At 56.0% G+C, this 16,443-nt stretch carries 9 protein-coding genes; 1 reads left to right on the top strand and 8 read right to left on the bottom strand.

Annotation, left to right across the window (positions count from 1 at the left end):
* Positions 1 to 240 precede the first annotated feature (240 nt).
* Positions 241 to 1,809: a ribonuclease Y gene (gene rny / locus ABD971_RS05930; RefSeq protein ID WP_345320337.1), complete on the bottom strand. Its 1,569-nt coding sequence runs from the start codon at positions 1,807 to 1,809 to the stop codon at positions 241 to 243.
* 682 nt (positions 1,810 to 2,491) lie between these two features.
* Here rny and tilS point away from each other — a divergent pair.
* On the top strand, positions 2,492 to 3,502 hold the full coding sequence (tilS, locus tag ABD971_RS05925; RefSeq protein WP_345320335.1) for a tRNA lysidine(34) synthetase TilS: 1,011 nt from the start codon (positions 2,492 to 2,494) through the stop codon (positions 3,500 to 3,502).
* 200 nt (positions 3,503 to 3,702) lie between these two features.
* Here the strand turns inward: tilS and ABD971_RS05920 are convergent, their stop codons facing one another.
* The 7 genes from ABD971_RS05920 to ABD971_RS05890 form a co-directional block, all read right to left on the bottom strand.
* Entirely contained in the window at positions 3,703 to 8,337 is a 4,635-nt protein-coding gene (locus tag ABD971_RS05920) for a DUF4332 domain-containing protein (RefSeq protein WP_345320334.1), read from the bottom strand.
* Between the two features lie 752 nt (positions 8,338 to 9,089).
* On the bottom strand, positions 9,090 to 9,869 hold the full coding sequence (locus ABD971_RS05915) for a DUF3467 domain-containing protein (RefSeq protein ID WP_345320333.1): 780 nt from the start codon (positions 9,867 to 9,869) through the stop codon (positions 9,090 to 9,092).
* A 136-nt stretch (positions 9,870 to 10,005) separates the two neighbouring features.
* On the bottom strand, positions 10,006 to 11,595 hold the full coding sequence (locus ABD971_RS05910; RefSeq protein ID WP_345320332.1) for an ABC transporter permease: 1,590 nt from the start codon (positions 11,593 to 11,595) through the stop codon (positions 10,006 to 10,008).
* The gene (locus tag ABD971_RS05905; RefSeq protein WP_345320331.1) at positions 11,592 to 12,620 is read right to left on the bottom strand and encodes an ABC transporter ATP-binding protein; all 1,029 of its coding nucleotides are present in this window, start codon (positions 12,618 to 12,620) and stop codon (positions 11,592 to 11,594) included. The genes ABD971_RS05910 and ABD971_RS05905 overlap by 4 nt, the downstream gene beginning before the upstream one ends.
* On the bottom strand, positions 12,617 to 14,917 hold the full coding sequence (locus ABD971_RS05900; protein ID WP_345320329.1) for a hypothetical protein: 2,301 nt from the start codon (positions 14,915 to 14,917) through the stop codon (positions 12,617 to 12,619). The genes ABD971_RS05905 and ABD971_RS05900 overlap by 4 nt, the downstream gene beginning before the upstream one ends.
* Positions 14,914 to 15,252, bottom strand: coding sequence for a hypothetical protein (locus ABD971_RS05895; RefSeq protein WP_339945023.1), 339 nt, complete (start codon positions 15,250 to 15,252; stop codon positions 14,914 to 14,916). Before ABD971_RS05895 ends, ABD971_RS05900 begins: the two co-directional genes overlap by 4 nt.
* A 145-nt stretch (positions 15,253 to 15,397) precedes the next feature.
* Complete coding sequence (locus ABD971_RS05890; RefSeq protein WP_339945021.1) at positions 15,398 to 16,339, bottom strand: nucleoside hydrolase; 942 nt, start codon at positions 16,337 to 16,339, stop codon at positions 15,398 to 15,400.
* Positions 16,340 to 16,443 lie beyond the last annotated feature (104 nt).

Genomic DNA, 16,443 nt, shown 5'->3' with positions numbered 1-16,443 from the left:
ACGCTCCGAAAGAAAAGAAGGTTGGTTTCGAGACACCACGTTGCGGTGCATCAAAGTTTACCGAATCTCAACCGCGCCGGGGCACTGCGTTAACGTTTCGCCACGTGGGATAGGTTTCCAGCCTGTCATCAAGATAGTGCCGTTGCTTGAAGGATCTTTAGCAAGATCCACTACGGGATAGACGTTGTGATCGCGGAGCGATTGGCGACATTGGGAGCGATCAACGACATGGGGGGGCCGCTATTTGGCGGTTTCGGTGAATCGTGATTCACGCAGTACGGTGACTTTGATTTCGCCGGGATAGGTCAATTCTTTCTCGAACGCTTTGGCGATGTTGCGGCAAATCGTGGCGGCCTCTTCATCGCTCGTGCGGTCACTGTTGACGATCACGCGGAGTTCACGGCCGGCGCTGATCGCAAACGCTTGACGAACACCGTTAAAGCGGGTCGCAATCGATTCGAGTTCTTCCATCCGTTTGATGTACCGCTCGAGTGATTCGCGTCGGGCACCCGGGCGACTGGCGCTGCACGCGTCCCCGGTGGCGACCAACATCGTGTAAGGATGCTCGGTGACGATTTCATCGTGATGCCCCAGTGCCGCGTGAACGACTTCGGGACCCTCGTTAGAGCGTCGCAAAATATCGGCACCGATTTTGGGATGGCCGCCTTCGAGTTCATGATCAGCGGCTTTGCCGATGTCATGCAGCAATCCACAGCGGCGTGCCAAATCGCCGTCCATCCCCAACATCTCTGCCAACAAACCTGAAATAAAGGCGACTTCGACACTGTGCCGCAGCACGTTCTGGCTGTACGAGGTACGAAAGTGCAAGCGGCCTAACATTTGAATCACACGGTCGTGCAATCCGCTGACGTTGACTTCATCCGCCGCCTCACGCCCTTTTTGGATGATCAGATCGTCGATCTCCTTGGCCGTTTCCTCGACGACGTCTTCGATTCGCGAGGGGTGGATTCGCCCGTCGCTGATCAGTCGTGTCAGCGATTGACGGGCGATCTCGCGGCGGACCGGATCAAACCCGCTGACGATCACGACTCCTGGCGTATCATCGATAATGACATCGACGCCGGTCGCCTTTTCGAACGCGCGGATATTGCGACCTTCGCGACCGATGATGCGGCCTTTCATGTCATCGCTAGGGACATCCACCGTGCTGGTCGTGGATTCCGCGGTATGTGCCGATGCGAAACGCTGGATCGCAGTCAACAACATCTCGCGACCTTGCGCCTTGACGGTCTCGCTAAGCCGTTTCTGATGCTTCAGCAGCACCGAGCCGATTTCGGATTCAAGGTCCTGTTCCAACGACGAGAGCAATGTTTGCGAAGCCTCTTCGCGAGTCATCCCGCTCGCCTTTTCGAGCAGACCTTGCTGTTGTTTGATCGTTTCTTCGAGCCGGTTTCGCTGCTCGGTGGCAGCGCGCAGCTGCGTATCGAGTCGCTGCTGCGTGCTCTCGAGTCCGCGTTGTTGCTTTCGAAGACCGTCTTCTTGCTGTTCGAGCGTCTCTTCGCGACGATCGAGTTTGGCTTCGCGCTGCAGCAACTGTTTGCGTTCGGCGGCGATTTCCTTTTCCGCTTCCGCCTTGATACTGAGCACCGACTCTTTGCCATCGACGATCGCTTGATTGCGTAGCGTTTCGCCTTCGCGGCGTGCCGCCTCGACGAGCTTTTCAGCCGCCTGTTGTTGGACGGTGCGACGAACCGCATTGATTCGCTGGGTGATACCCCAAACGATCGCGGCCCCGACCAAAAATGAAAAGGCCGAGTAAAGAATCGTGGTTTCGGAAGATGCGAGCATGTATATGTCCTCGGTACCGAGAACAATAGAATCTGCCCTTGCGATTCCCAGACTTATTGACACGTTCGGAGTGCAGACGTGTTTTTGACCGCTGCTGATAAGGGCGGTGTTCGGTGGGGATACTCCACTCGCAAGTTCCTCGGTTCACTCCAAGCTCAGCGGAGCAGAGGATATGCTTTACTGCCGATTCGGCACGAGCAAACAACGACACAGAGCAAGCATGTTGCTTCCATGTGGTCACTCGGGCGACTAGCAGAAAGAGAAGAGGGAACATAATCGAGAAGAGGGGGGATTCTGTTGTTCAGAGGAGTCGATGTTGAGTCTTGTTTATTTACAGTCAGCTCTGAAAATCCAGTCGCATCCGGTATGATTCGATGCAATGGGTCTCAGGATGTCTCAGGTTAACAACTGTCGAGTGTCCGCGAAACAGATTCAAAACAAAGTTTCCCAGATGGGGACAAGTTCGCATTTGTGACGTGGTGTTTTGTATACGTGTCGCTATTCGGCTCCCATCGAAAGAGGGGGGTGGTCGATGGCGGGAACCGCTTGTTGTAACGGTTGTAACAGTGACGGGATGATGAACGGATCCACCCGATTAGCGGCCATGCTGATGACATCGGCGAAATCCTTAGGCCCTCTCTTTAGACGTCGACGCGAATCAATCTCACCCCCACAAACATTCATGTCCACTGCCGTGCCGCCACCTGAAAATTGGGACGCGTTTTGCCAATCGATCCAGCACACGTGGCCTCGATCTCGTTGGAGCAGCGTCGGGGTCGTGATCGGTTGTAGCGGAGGTGCCGATAGTGTGGCGTTGGTGCGAGCGCTTCAGCATCTGCGAAGCCTACCCGCGGCCAATCCGCCGACCGGTTTCTTGACGCTAGCCCATTTCAATCACGCCACCCGCGGCGAGGAATCCGAGCGAGATGAGTTGTTTGTCCGAGCATTGGCGGCGCAGCTCGGGTTGCCTTTTGTCGGGCGGCGGTCCGAGTGTGTGGACGCCCGCGACGAGGAATCGCTGCGAAAAATGCGGCTGCGATTTCTAAAGGAATCGGCCGAGCAGTCGGGGGCTCGTTATGTCGCAGTTGCACATTCGTCGGACGACAACGTCGAGACCGTTTTGCATCACCTGCTTCGCGGGACGGGGCCAAGAGGATTGGCGGGGATCAGGCCGTACCGGTCGCTGGGGGAGGATACGGTGTTGATTCGCCCGCTACTGAATGTCTCGCGGGATCGCATTCGCACGGCACTCCGCTCGATCAATCAACCGTGGTGCGAGGATTCCAGCAATGCAAGTCGGAATTACCGACGCAATTGGATTCGACACGAATTGATGCCGTTGATTCAGTCGAAGTATCCCGATGCAAATGAGGCCATTTTCCGAGCGGCTAGGACCCAGCGTGATTGGGTTCAGACGATCGAATCGATGGCGGAAAATTGGCGAACTCAGCACGTGCATATCGGTGACACGGTGGTCATTCGTTGCGACACCCAGACCGATGCGACTGTGATCATCACCGCGATGCAGCAGTTATGGTCGACACAACGGTGGCCAATGCAAAGCATGTCACACACGCATTGGCAGCAGCTGTATCAATACGTTAGCGACGCTCTGGCCGGAGTTTGCGTGCTGCCCGGAACGGTCCGAATGGAATCGATAGACGGATGCGTTGTGTTGCAACGCGATGCGTGATGTCTACATGGATTTGGGACAAGCCGACGGCGATGGCCCAATGTCATCTGCTTTGACACCGAACGGATGGTTTTTACAGCGGTGCGGCGCGAGCCTGCAAGGCAATGGGTTCCCAGACAGAGCCTGGGAACCAGGAGACCGGACGGTACTTCCGGAGGTTCCCGTTAGTTCCTCAGGCTCTACTCTGACTCGGGATCTCTTCAGGCAGCCAACAGTTCTCGGTTCACCTTGGCGTTACGGATCCATTCGCTGATTTCTTCCATGTCCGGCAGACTGCCACCGCGAATGATTCGTTTGCCTTCGCGGCTACGGCTGATCGGATCCACTCGGCTGAACAAGTCCTCGACGTCTTGGGTCGCCAATTCTTCGGGGCTAGTGATCTCCGCCGCGACTAGCAGCTGGGCATCGTGTCCACGCAGCATCGGGATTCGGCAAACCAAGGTGGCTTGTTGTTGCCACGCCAACACGATGTCGCCATCGATGCGGCGATTGCCAAGTTTCTCAGCAACGCGTTCGGGATTCGCGTTCAGCAAATCGTCGACGGTATGAATCCCGATCTTGCTCAGCCGATCGGCCATACGTGGTCCGATCGACGGGGCATCGACTACCGGATTGTCTCGTTGCAGGTAGAAGCGAAGTTCCGATTCGGTATCGCGTGGTTCACGTGATTTGACGGCACGAGTCTCGGATGAATCTCGCATCGAACGCGTTTCGCGAGGCTCGCGTTCTGTGCGGTCCAGTGAACGCGACTCGTGGTGGTTGTCACGATCGGACAAACGAACGACTTCGCGATTTGATGATGAACCGTTGCGATTCGAGCGGCGGCGACGTGATCGTTCGCTACTGGAATGCTGATTTGAACCGTTGTGCGTTGCATGGCCTTCGCCTCGTCCGCTGCGGTTTTGCGAGTAGTCAACATTTGATTCGCGATTCGATTCCGTTTGTCCGTTTTCGCGGTCGCCCGAGCGAGTTTTTAGGCTGGCGTGACGCGACGAACGCGAGTCGCTTGATTCCGAGTGACGGCGACGACTCGAATCGCTCGTGCGGTCTCGGCGAAGTGCCCGAGTTGAATTGGCCCGAGTTGAATCGGCCCGACTTGAACTGGCCCGAGTTGAACTGGAGCGATCGCGACCTCGCGTAACACGAATGCCATCTCGGTCTCGGCTGTAACCGCGGATTGTGCCGATTCCGTAGCGAACTTCAGAATTGTCGAGATCGTCGTAGCCCCGATCATCGTAGTTTCGGTCATCGTAATCCAGTTCGCGACGGTCACTAAACCGAGCGCGGTCTCCACTGGACCGTCGTTCCTGACGAACGGTCTTGCGAATGGCTCGACCATCGACATAGCGAGGGCCTTTCTCGGGGCCCCAACTGTTTGCCGCTGCAATCCAGCTGGTGATCCGGGAAAGTTCGCGACTGCTTCCGCTCAACAAAACCTTCTGGCCTTGCTCGGTCGCCAAGAAATCTTCGACACGTTGCAGCAGGTCGGTGGGGTGGATCGACGCCAATTGAGCAGGGTCGGTCACACCGCAGCCTACCAAGACGCGAGCATCAAAGCCGCGTAGTTTGGGCACGCGGCAAACCAAGCGACACTCGCTCTGCCAACGGCGGATGGTCGACGCATCGACGCTAGCGAGCCCCAATGCATCGGACAAACGGTTGGGGTCTTGCTGCATCAAATGGGTGATGTGAGTGACCAACAATCCACGCAGTCGTGCGGCGGCGACCGCGTCGATCGAAGGCGCCTGATCAATAGGACTGTCGACTGTTAAAAAAAAAGCAGGGTCCGACGACTCACCGCGGCGGAGCATACTGAGGTGGCCTTGATCGATGACATCGCGGTTTCGGGACACGCTATTTCCACGTGGCACGACGGTCGCGTCGATCGAGTGCGGAGCGTCGGTGGTGTAGGTGTCAGCGTAGTAGTAGCCATCGCGAAAGGCTGCACCATCGCGAGCAGCATCGGTTCGCACGCGATGGCTGTCGTAAACCTCATTGGCAGGTGCATCGTCACGGCGATATTCGTCACGGCGGATTGCTCGCGGATGACGCGACGTGTATCCGGCTGTGTCCGCGTTGGCATTCGCTCCGTACGTTTCTCGCCAGGCCATATCGAGATCACGGTTAATATCGTTAACGCGATAGTCGTCAGCACGATACGAAGGATGTTCGCCCACGATGTGGTCGCCATAGGTGTGAGGATGAGGGCCACTGTATTGCTCGGGTGCGTAGTGCGGTCGCCAAAGGGGGCGGTGAGCATGCACCACTCGGTCCGCTCGCAGTGCAAATGAACGGCCACCGACACGGGCCAGTTCGTCTGCCAAATTTTGATCGCTCGTCAGCAACACGATTTGACGCCCTGCGGCGGCATAGTCGCGAAGCGCGGCGGCAATCGGATGATTCAAACGGCCATCATTGCTGTGATGATAAAACGAGGTGTCATGGGCGTTCGCTGGCCGATCGCCATCAACGCGGTGGTTGACATAGGCAGCCAACGAACGAGGAATCTCGAGCACCACGGGAACCGGTTTGCCGAGCCGGGCGAGTAATTCACCCGCAGCCATGCGGACTGCGATCACGGTCAAGGCACGTTCGGTGTTACTGCAGCGGGATTCGTCGCGTCCGTCAATAAAAACGCGAGTCATGTCGTGCGCCGCGGGGGCGGATAGACCGGGGTGCGTGGCTGCTTCGTGTGCCAGCGGCTGCGAAATTCGCTCGTTTTGCCAAGAAACGGTGCGAAGTCGGCCGCCGGACAGTCGAACAAGCCAACGGCTGGCGGCTTGTCCGAGGGGCGATGCGGTTTGAACCGGAGTTCGCATTGCACGTAGTTGGTCTCGCAGTTCTTTCGCGCGACTGCGGAGCCAACGAACGCGTGACAGACGTGCCAATTTGCTGTCGATGATTCGCAATTCTTGCACTGCCGCTTCGCGAGCCATCGCGTCTTGACGTTCATTTTCACGAACTGTTTCGGCAGCGATCGATGCTTGTGCGTCGCGACGCAGTCGGGCCACGTCGGCCAAACAGGTTTCGAGTTCGCGTGAGGTGCGGTTGAGTTCGGCAACGCGATCGGCACGTTCGTTTTGGTAACGCCACTGCAGCAATTCGCGATGTCGCGCCCAATCCTGTGTTTCCTTCATCTCCGATGGCGTGTAGCGATTCAACATCCGTTCGCGATGCTGCATCATCTGATCAATCGCATTGACCAGCCACTTTTCACTGCGGTTCAGTTCGCGAAGATCGTCAGCCGTTGCCGGGTTAACTGCAGCAGAGTGGATGGCGGGATCGCGGAGCGAGTCATATTTCTGATTCACCGCGTAACGTGACGCATGCACCAGATCGTTTCGGATGGTCCGCAAGGTTTCTTCGAGCGTGGTGCCGCCAAACGCCGACGATTCGCCAGCCGTCTGGTACCACTGGTGATCAAATTGTTCGTTGCTGGCGTATCGTTGCAGCAACCAATCAATTTGGCGGGTGGCGGATTCGACCCGTTGGTCGAGTTCATCGAGCGAGTGAATTGGATCGATCACTCTGCCGGTTCGCGAGCGATAAACGTCCGCTTCGCTACGGACACGCGAGGCGTGATGCAGATCGTCAGAGAAGTACGTGTCGGTATAAAATTCGTTCCATCCGCGTGACGGATCAAAGCGGTCGATCGCGTCAAGAAAACCGTCCAAGCGTCGACGGCGCAGAATCGCTGCGTCTTGCGGACCAAAGTCGACCGAGTAAGGGTGACCGGCCGAACGCAGGTTTTGACGCGTGGCAAGGATCGCGTCGCGAAGCCCTCGGACTTCCAACAATGCACGACGCCAGCGGATCATTTGGGCGTCGAGATCATCCAATTGGCGACGAAGCGATTCGTCACGCATGGCCCAATGTTGTTTGTAGTTGTCGGTTACGGTATCGATGGGATTCACATCGCCCGCGTTGAGTGGTGACGCGTGCAATTGAGAATCGAGGTCGGCGACCCATCGACGCAGTTCGTTTTGGCGAGCACGCAGATGCGTGGCACGATCGTGAAGGTCCGCCAAACGACGTTCGATGCGGTCACGATCATATCGAGGTGCTGCAGCAGCGGTTCGCGCGGTGCGACGGTTCAGTTGTTGCGTCAATTCGTCTCGACGAGCCAGCAGCGATTCTTCTCGCAGCGGTGTTGGTTCCAAGCGGGATAGTTCTAGTTCCACGTCGGCCAATTGCGAACGCACTAAGCGAACTTGACGATCATTTGCTGGCACCGGTTCAGCAGTGAAACCATCATGGGCGGCGTAGCCAGCCGGATTGTCGAGATGAGCGTTGGGGAACGGCAGTGAGCGATAGGTTTGAGGGGAATCGAGCCCACAACGGATGCAAGCCGATACAACACGAGCGATTTGATTGATCGCGGTGTCGGTGATTACGGCGTCAATGATCGCTTCGGGAAGTTGGATCGAATGCACGGCGCGGGTGGCGTCGGATTGGACACCACGCAGGGATGCGTCATGGTCCAGCCCGCCGGCAACCGTCGATCCGAGCCAGGGATGATCGTGCAGGTAGCTGTCGTAGGACGAACCGCCACGCGATTCAAACTCGACCGAGCGACGACCCTGTTTTGATCCATCTTGTTCGCGGCGACAATGGAGCAGCCCATTGCGATCGGCCCATACGACGCGACCCGACGACGAGCTCATCATGCCCAGCGGGTATTCGCGATCGACAAGCGAGTCGCGAACGAATCGTGCGATCGCAGTTTTTCCGGAGCCTTCGGGGCCACAAACGACGTTCAGATGTTCCGAGAACGGGCCAAGTTCGACACGATTCAGTGGACCGTGTGCATCAATATCGATTCGTTCTAATAACATGGTCTGGCGCCTCCATGGCCACGTGAGTCATTCAGGAGAATGGTTCTGTTTGAGGAGCCATCGTCATGCGGCCCTGCCTAATCCGAGCGAACCATCCTGGTACATTTGCGGGATGTGGAGGGGACTTTAATCGAAATCCCCATTTTCTTGAAATAGAGAAATCGTGAAACTCAATCGTCCAAGACGCTTTTCCCGAAAAAACTTGCGTTCCAGGCGTGAAACGTGGGCGATTTACGTGGGAAGTTGGGTAAGTTTTGGCTTCACGTAGCGAAAGTCGCGAAGACTTTCGGAGTCGGATCGCCCCCATACGAACGCAAAATTGCAAAGCGGCGGCAGGATGCTATTAAACAACGAACGGCCCTCACATCGACGCCAAGTGTCGCTTGGGACGTGCGATTTATAAGTTGCGTGATTTGTAGTCTTAGGCCGGAGGCCGACACATCCCATGCCGGTGGCGTAAGCCACCGGTGCCGAATTTTAGCCTATGTTCTCGCGTCTGCGATTGGCGGCGAAGCCGCCAATCGCAGACGCGAGAAGGGGGTGGTGGTGACGCAGTCCGGGGGTTAACACCCCCGGCAGGAATTGTGCCGTCCTCTGGGCTATAACATCAACTTATAAATCGCACGTCCCCAGCGATCATTACGATGGATCGCTAGAAACTTCGATTCAATTACTGAGGTAGCGGAATTCGCGCGTGAGTTTCGGTCATGCCAGAAAACGAAAGTCTTGACGACTTCCGCTACGGCGAAATCCTATGTTTTGGGTTCCGAGTCGCCGTTTTCGGGATCGTTGTTAGGCGGTTGCTCGCCCGAGTCGGGCCCGCCCGAGGATGAGTCGGGATTCTGGTTTTCACCGCTTGTGCCGTCGTGACGCTGCCCGCCATCGGCACCCAAGTCGCTGCTGTTCGGGTTGCCGCCTGGGTCGGACGGTCCATTCGCGGGATCGATGCCGATGCCGGGAAAATTGGCTTGATTTTCCGTTTGTTGTTGCCGGCGTTGTTCGAGCTGACGCACGGCGCCTTTGAGGGAATCGAGCAGCCGAGGGACTTGCCCCGCCGCAACAAACACGCGCGAGCTGACGGCGCTCTGCGGAAAGAAGCTGGTGAGAAAGTCCAATCCAAACTCACTTGCACCGTGACCAATCATCACGCCGTTTGCGTAAACACCGCTGAGCACATGATCGGGCATCTTTAGATCATCGTAGATCTCTTGCGGAGTCGGGCGACGTGGCTGATTTTGTTGCGGATTGGCGGGTGGCGATGGAGGATCCCCAAAGCGGTTGCGATACAAATCAAGGTTGGTCTGCAATGCGTCAATGAATTGCGGCATCACGGGATGAGGGATCACCACGCGTGAGGCAACACGATGCGGGCGGCCAATCGTTTGCAGGAAATCGATGATGAATTCACTCGGTCCAGTCATCACGATCGCGCCGGTGCTGAAGCAGCCTTCGGCAACATGATCGGGCACTCTCGCACGCAGCGCCGGGTTGGCGTCGGCGGGATCGGGAGACGATTCTGATTCGGAAGTCATACCAGGGAAGCCGTTTCGTGAGATGAAGTCTTGGGTCGGTGGCGTACGCTTGAACCATGGTTGTAGCGATGTCCGCAGGATCAATTCAATGCGTCGCCCGCATAAACCCGAATTTTAGTCCGTTTCCGAGGACGATTCACGGGGAGGCTACTTTGTTTTGTTCCCGCTGGACCTGTTCCGGGGTCGCGGTCCGTCGTGGCAAGACCGTGCGTGGCATTGTCAGCAAACAGATGACAAAGGCAAAGATCACCGCGACGGCAACACCAAAAACCTCGAGATTTCGTACCGTTCCACTCGGAGTGGCTTCGGCAAGCGTCCACACCCAATTGGTGATTTGCCAGTGCGAATACGAGTAGTTTCGATAGTCGTTCAGGTGCAAACCGATCGAATAGGGCACCAACGCGGATAACACGAGTACCGTGACCATCGCGGCGAGTCCAATTTCGACGCGTGGATGGTTGTTGATTCGCACCAACGCGACGATCCAGCGGACAGCAATCAAACCGGCCACTAAATAACTCGAAAACAAAATGCTGAGACGAAATAGTGATTGTAGGTCGGACGCGCGAAAGCTCGCTGGTTGTTGGCGGTATTCAAAAACGCCAAACACCACGAACCCGGTCAACACCACGATGTTAACCGTCGCGAACACCAATCCAGTTGCCGGGCCTGGGGTCAGCCAAGTCAACGCCACACGTGCGAAAAAACTCTGCGGTAACTCGCGTCGGATCCTCGGAGTCATCACGGGGGATTCCGCCGCCAGCATGCTTCCAAATACAGTCCACATGACCGCCAATGCGACCGCAATCAAGATGAAAACGCTTCCGCTCTGGTCAAGTCCTCTGATCGCATAGGCTCCGATTGCCACCAAGATCATCGACAACACCATCATCGAAATGCGAAGGTGTGTCGAGCGGTTTTCACTCTCGGGGGTTAACTGCGCCGCTGTTGCGGTCAGCATCAAGTGGCCGGCCGATAATGACACCAGCAGCGTGGACGTACAGAGGAAAAAGATCCAGTCACTCGTTAACGCGTTGCCGTTGAGGATCAGATCGATCACGAGATAGCCGATCGTATATTCAGCGAACAACAGGATCATCATCAACATCAGCAGCGTGGCGATGCGACCGGTCCGGCTTTGTGCCAACGGAGCAAGGAACAACGCCGCCACGGTCAAAACCAATCCGGCCACCAACAACGCGGCGATGATGATCAACGTGGTCGGCAAATCGACGCCACGTAGCGTGTAGGCATACGCCATGCATGGGAACAAGGCCACAAAATAGATCATCATTTGCAGCGACGCGCTGGCGAGTTTTCCCAGCACGATTTGCCAAGGGCTCAGTGCCGTGATCGATAGCAACTCAAGCGTGCCGTCGTCAATTTCGCCTTCTAAGGAACGATACGCGGCCAGCGGTACGACCAACAACATCGGGATCGCCAGCACCACGTAGTAGCCAATCATCAAACGTGCGGCTGAGGGAGTCGTGTAAATTTGTGGCATTTGCGACAAACTGCCGACGACGGTCCAGGCGAACGCAGCAAACAACAGCACCGAAAACGTGACGACAAATTGGCGACTCTTCAGTGCTTGGCGAGTCTCTTTGACCAGGATCGGGTTCAGCCGATCCCCCATGGCTTCACACCAATCATCAAACCGATCCCAGCGATTTGCTGCGTTCATCTTGGGCATCGACGCGGTGGGGATGGATACACTTCCACTCATTGGACCAACCCTTCGGTGACCTGCAAAAAAACATCTTCGAGACTCTTTTTGTGTGACGAGACTTCGACCACGCGATACCCGCGACTCACGATCCAGGCGACCAAGTCGGCTTGGTCGCCTGCGTCTCCTTCAAATTCGAATCGCAAACATTCGCCATCAATGATCATTTTTTCAACGCTCTCGCGGGTCGAGATATCTTCCGCACATTCGCTGACTCGATCAAGCAAACGAATCGACAATTCGCGATGCGTTTCTCGTTGCCGTTGAATCTGTTCCACGCTGCCGGTTGCCAGCAATGACCCCTGTTCGATGATGCCAACTGAGTCGCACATTTCGGCTAGTTCGGTCAAAATATGGCTACTGATCAGCACCGTTTTGCCTCGATCGGCTAACTCGCGAATCATTTTGCGAAGCTCGATACGAGCTCGCGGGTCAAGTCCTGCGGCGGGTTCGTCCAAGATCATCACGGAGGGATCGTGAATCAGCGCGCGTCCCAGACACAGCCGTTGTTTCATGCCTTTGCTCAAGCCGCGAATCGGTTTTTCAGCCATACCTTTGGTGCCGGTAAAGTCGAGCACCCAGTCAAGGCGTTGGTTCCGCTCGCGTCCCACCAGTCCGTTGGCCCGGGCAAAAAAATCGAGATACTCTTTGCAATTAACATCGCGGTAAGTGCCAAACGAATCGGGCATAAAACCAAGTCGTCGACGGACGAGTTCTGGATCGTTGACGACGGAAAACCCATCGACAAACGCGTCTCCGTAACTCGGTAAATCGAGCGTGGCCAAAATCCGCATCGACGTGGTCTTGCCTGCGCCATTGGGGCCGATGTAACCAAAGACGTGGCCGCGAGCCACCGTGAACGAAATGTCATTGACCGCTTTCGTTTTCCCAAAAAAACGATGCAGCCGACGCAGTTCGATGCAATCGGTCTCGCCGTGATGCACCCCGCCGGTCGCGTTGGATGCCGATGTCAAATTACCGTTTGCACCGGAACCGGGGATCGCAAACGAGGGAGTCGTATTCATTTGAGTGTTCCAAACACGTAACGGACGCTATCGACAAGTTCGGTTCCCGAGACCAAGACCACGTCGCTGCTGACGTCCGAGACAGCCACAAAATGATCATGCGGAATTTCTCCTTCCAATTGCATCCGTTGATTCAACCAATGTTCGAAGGAACCCGACAGCACGTCGGTTTGCGACATCGATTGATGTTTAATTTGTTCGCTGATGGTGATGATCAAGTCCCGTGTCGTCCGCCGGTAATTGCGTTGCGGCGAGCGATACAAGTCCTCCTCCATCGGTCGAAATTGGTTGTACAAATCGCCGATCAGTTTCGAAGATTTCGCTCGCGTAATCGCGATGCAGTGAACCTTCTCGCTGTCGCCGGGAACGTGGTCGGCGAACCAGTAATCACCGTCCGAGTCGCGGATGATGCATTGACGCAGTGCAAAGCCAAAGCGATTGGTGATCGTGGCGGAGGGAGCAAGCGGATCGAGTTTCTCGGCTTCAATGGACAGCGTCCCAATCTGCTCGCGAGGTTGGTGGACAATGAACTGACGCTGTTGACGTGACGGCAGGAACGCACTGTCAAAGACTTGTTGATCCGATTCAAGGCGAATGTTCCCAAGAATCGCAGGGCTCCGCTCGGTCAGTTCCTCCCATGACCCGGCGCTGCCGTCGCTATAACGCATCACTTCGGCATCGCCGGCAAACGACAAACCTTCGGTCGGTCGCAGTCCGGCAAAATAAGTCGATTGGACTCGTTCACCCGCGTTTCCCGAAACGCCATCGACCCACGTCAATTGACGGATCCGCGCCGAGGTTCCAAACCCATCCGAGAGAATGCCGTAAGTGAACATCAATGCGGTGGTCACGATTGCCAACACAGGTGCAATCAAAAACATCAGATAGGTACGGCCTCGTTTCGCGGTGCTGCGGTAGGCAACCGGGCCGACCAAGATGACAAACAAGGCAAGCAGTCCCATGAATGTGTAGACCGGCGGTTGGGCGACACCGGGAATCAACCAGCGACCGAAACGCCGGTCGCCGAGAATCGGGTCGACCCCACGCCGCAACATCGGCGAAACGCGATGTCCAAGCGTGTGTTCGACCACCCACCATTGCCGCCCGCTGGGAAATTCCTCGTCATCCAATTTCCGCAATCCAAAAGCGATTCCCGCACCAAGGGGACGTAACCAAATTTTTTGGTTCCAGCTTTCATCCACAGGTCTGCGAATGTTCTCGTTGAACATGCTTTCCGGAGTGATGAAATTTAGTACCAATGACTTGGGACGCTCGGCTGTTAATTCGAGCGTGTCCACAAAAGATTGCTCCGATGCGGAATCGTAAAGGGCGATCGATCCGCCGTTGAGCACCCATTGCTCAATCGCTTGATATTTGCCGTTTTGAATCGCGGCTTTCACGGCCGATGGATCGACGATGATCAAATCATAGTGTTGGTAACCTCGCCAATCGGTGGGCAATTCGGATTGCCCCGCCACGCCATGGGGACCGTTCGAAAACACCGATTCGTAAAAGCGAGGGTCGTCGCGGGGGGCTCCGATGGTGCCGCGAAACGACGATGCGGCAAATTGAGGGTCTTGGTAGATAAGCGGGCGCAGATCGGGAAGCGCGGCAAAATCGACGACGTCACTATCGGTGATTAACAACCAATTCAGGTGTTGTTCATGACTGTAAAAATCGGTATCCGCGGCGCCGATTTTTGCCACACAATCCTCTAGCGGTCTGTCCTGCTCGTAGACCGCAAGTTGATACTGGTAGCCAGCCGAAAATTTCGGCAGATAGCGGGTCACACGTGCCGAGGTGGCTCCCTGTGGAAGTAATAGCGGTACATCGATGAGCAACCCGTTGGTGGGCGGCAATTGCCCGTCGGGGTCCGAGCGAAAACGGATCGTCAATCGACGGTCCGCCGCAAACGTGCTGGTCGAACGGGCGATAATGTTGACCGGAACACTGCCTGAGGAGGGCTGTTTCGCGAGTTCGATGTGCAAAGTGAAGCCGAGCGTATTGGCTTTGGTCGTTGGCAATCGCACCGTTCCGCTGGTCGGCGGCAACAACGGGTCAAGCAATGTAGTCGGATTGGGGTTGCTTGAGGGGGGATTTGCGGCTGAGCTTGCTACGGACGCATCGGATTGACCGTCATCGGGTTGACTATCATCGGCTTGCGCCGCCGACGCTAAAACGGTGGCTGCAAAACAGACAATCGCGATCAACAACGCAATAAATCGCATCGGCGTCGTGACCGGGGGCAGCGTCGTGACTGCAGGAAAGGCGAACCAGCATCGGTGAGTGCAGATCATGCGTTGTGCTCCCGTGGCGGCATGATTTGCGGAGGCAATTGGCCTGCGGCAAACGGGCTGCCTTTTAGCGTTTGTTCATCTTCGGCATGGAACCACAGCGATGAAACGGCCCAAGCAAATAGGAACGTCAAGGCAAACAAGGCAAAACAGAGCAGCGGAACGGCTAAACCAAGGATTGCCGCGGTTGCCAAGGCGCCGCCGCTTCCGGCTTGACGGGCCACTGCCGCAATCACCGCCGCCAATGTGGTGATCGCGAAAACAAAGCGGAATGAGATGCGAGGAAGCAATCGGCTGCGCACGACCGGTTGCGCCGAAGAGGGTTTCGCACTAGGCATGAAAGATAAGATTGCAATCGAGTGAAGAGAGAGGGAAACTCTGGCTCGATGATTATACTGGTTTCGGAAACCCCACGTGTTCCATTTTTACGCTCTCTGATACGATTTTTGCGTCTTGGAATTTGTCGATCGTGCGGCGGGTCCGCTATGTTTGCTGTCCCGCGTAACGCAAACTACGAATGATCATTTCATGAGCTTCGTCCGCATCGACATCCACAGCGACTTCCATGTTGATGGGCCATTCCGGTCGCAGACGTTGATCGAACACGGTGACGCCGCGGGTCAATTCGCCATTGGTTTCCACTTTCCCTGCCATCGATTTCCAGGTGAAAAGATCGGGCTCGATCAGTGACAAGATCGTGGTAGCATCGTACAACGGGATCAGTTCGCGTCCGAGCAATTGATGCGCGGCGCGAAACGCAAAGGGGATGAGTTTGTGTAACAAGTTTCCGGCGCGGGAGTAACGTGCGGGCAATTTTTCCAACAGATCCACCCCGAAACTCATCGCATCGGTGATATCAAGGGGAATCAAGCTCTTGGTGGTGGCGGATTCAAACACGTCCTGGGCCGCCGCCGGATCAAAGTACATGTTGAATTCGGCCGACGCAGTCACATTGCCCGAATGCGAGACCGATCCGCCGCCAATCACAATTTTGTCTAACAGTGGCAATACCGCCGGATCTCGGCGACAAACGCGAGCGATGTTCGTCGTCGGTCCCAAGCACACCACCGTAACTTCGTTGGGGTATTTGCGAGCGAGTTCGGCGATGACTTTTTCGCTTGCCGGCAAATGTTGACGCGCCGATTCGGGAAAGTTGCAATCGCCTAGCCCGTCATTGCCGTTGAGATGGCGATCATCGACAACCGGTGCATCTTCGGGATGCCCGGCTTTGCCGATCCGCGGATATTTGGTGGGGTCAAGCTGTTGGAGCACCGCGATCACATTGGACGTGGCTTGATCGGCATCGACCGTACCCGCAGTTGCAGTGATCGCCAACACCTCTAACCTCGGGTCAAAAAGTGCCATACACAATGCCGTGGCGTCATCGATACCGGGGTCACAATCGATAATGATTTTGCGTGTCATGGAAATTCTTTGGTTTCAATACCGTGGCGTGAGCGAGGGGGGCGTCGCAGCATGAGCGAAAAGGATATCGTATCATGGCGATTAAACCCAGTATAAACTTGACC

Source organism: Novipirellula rosea, assembly GCF_039541335.1.
Taxonomy (GTDB): Bacteria; Planctomycetota; Planctomycetia; order Pirellulales; family Pirellulaceae; genus Novipirellula; species Novipirellula rosea.
Note: the sequence above shows the minus strand (reverse complement) of the source record. Positions and strands in the feature narration are given on the sequence as shown.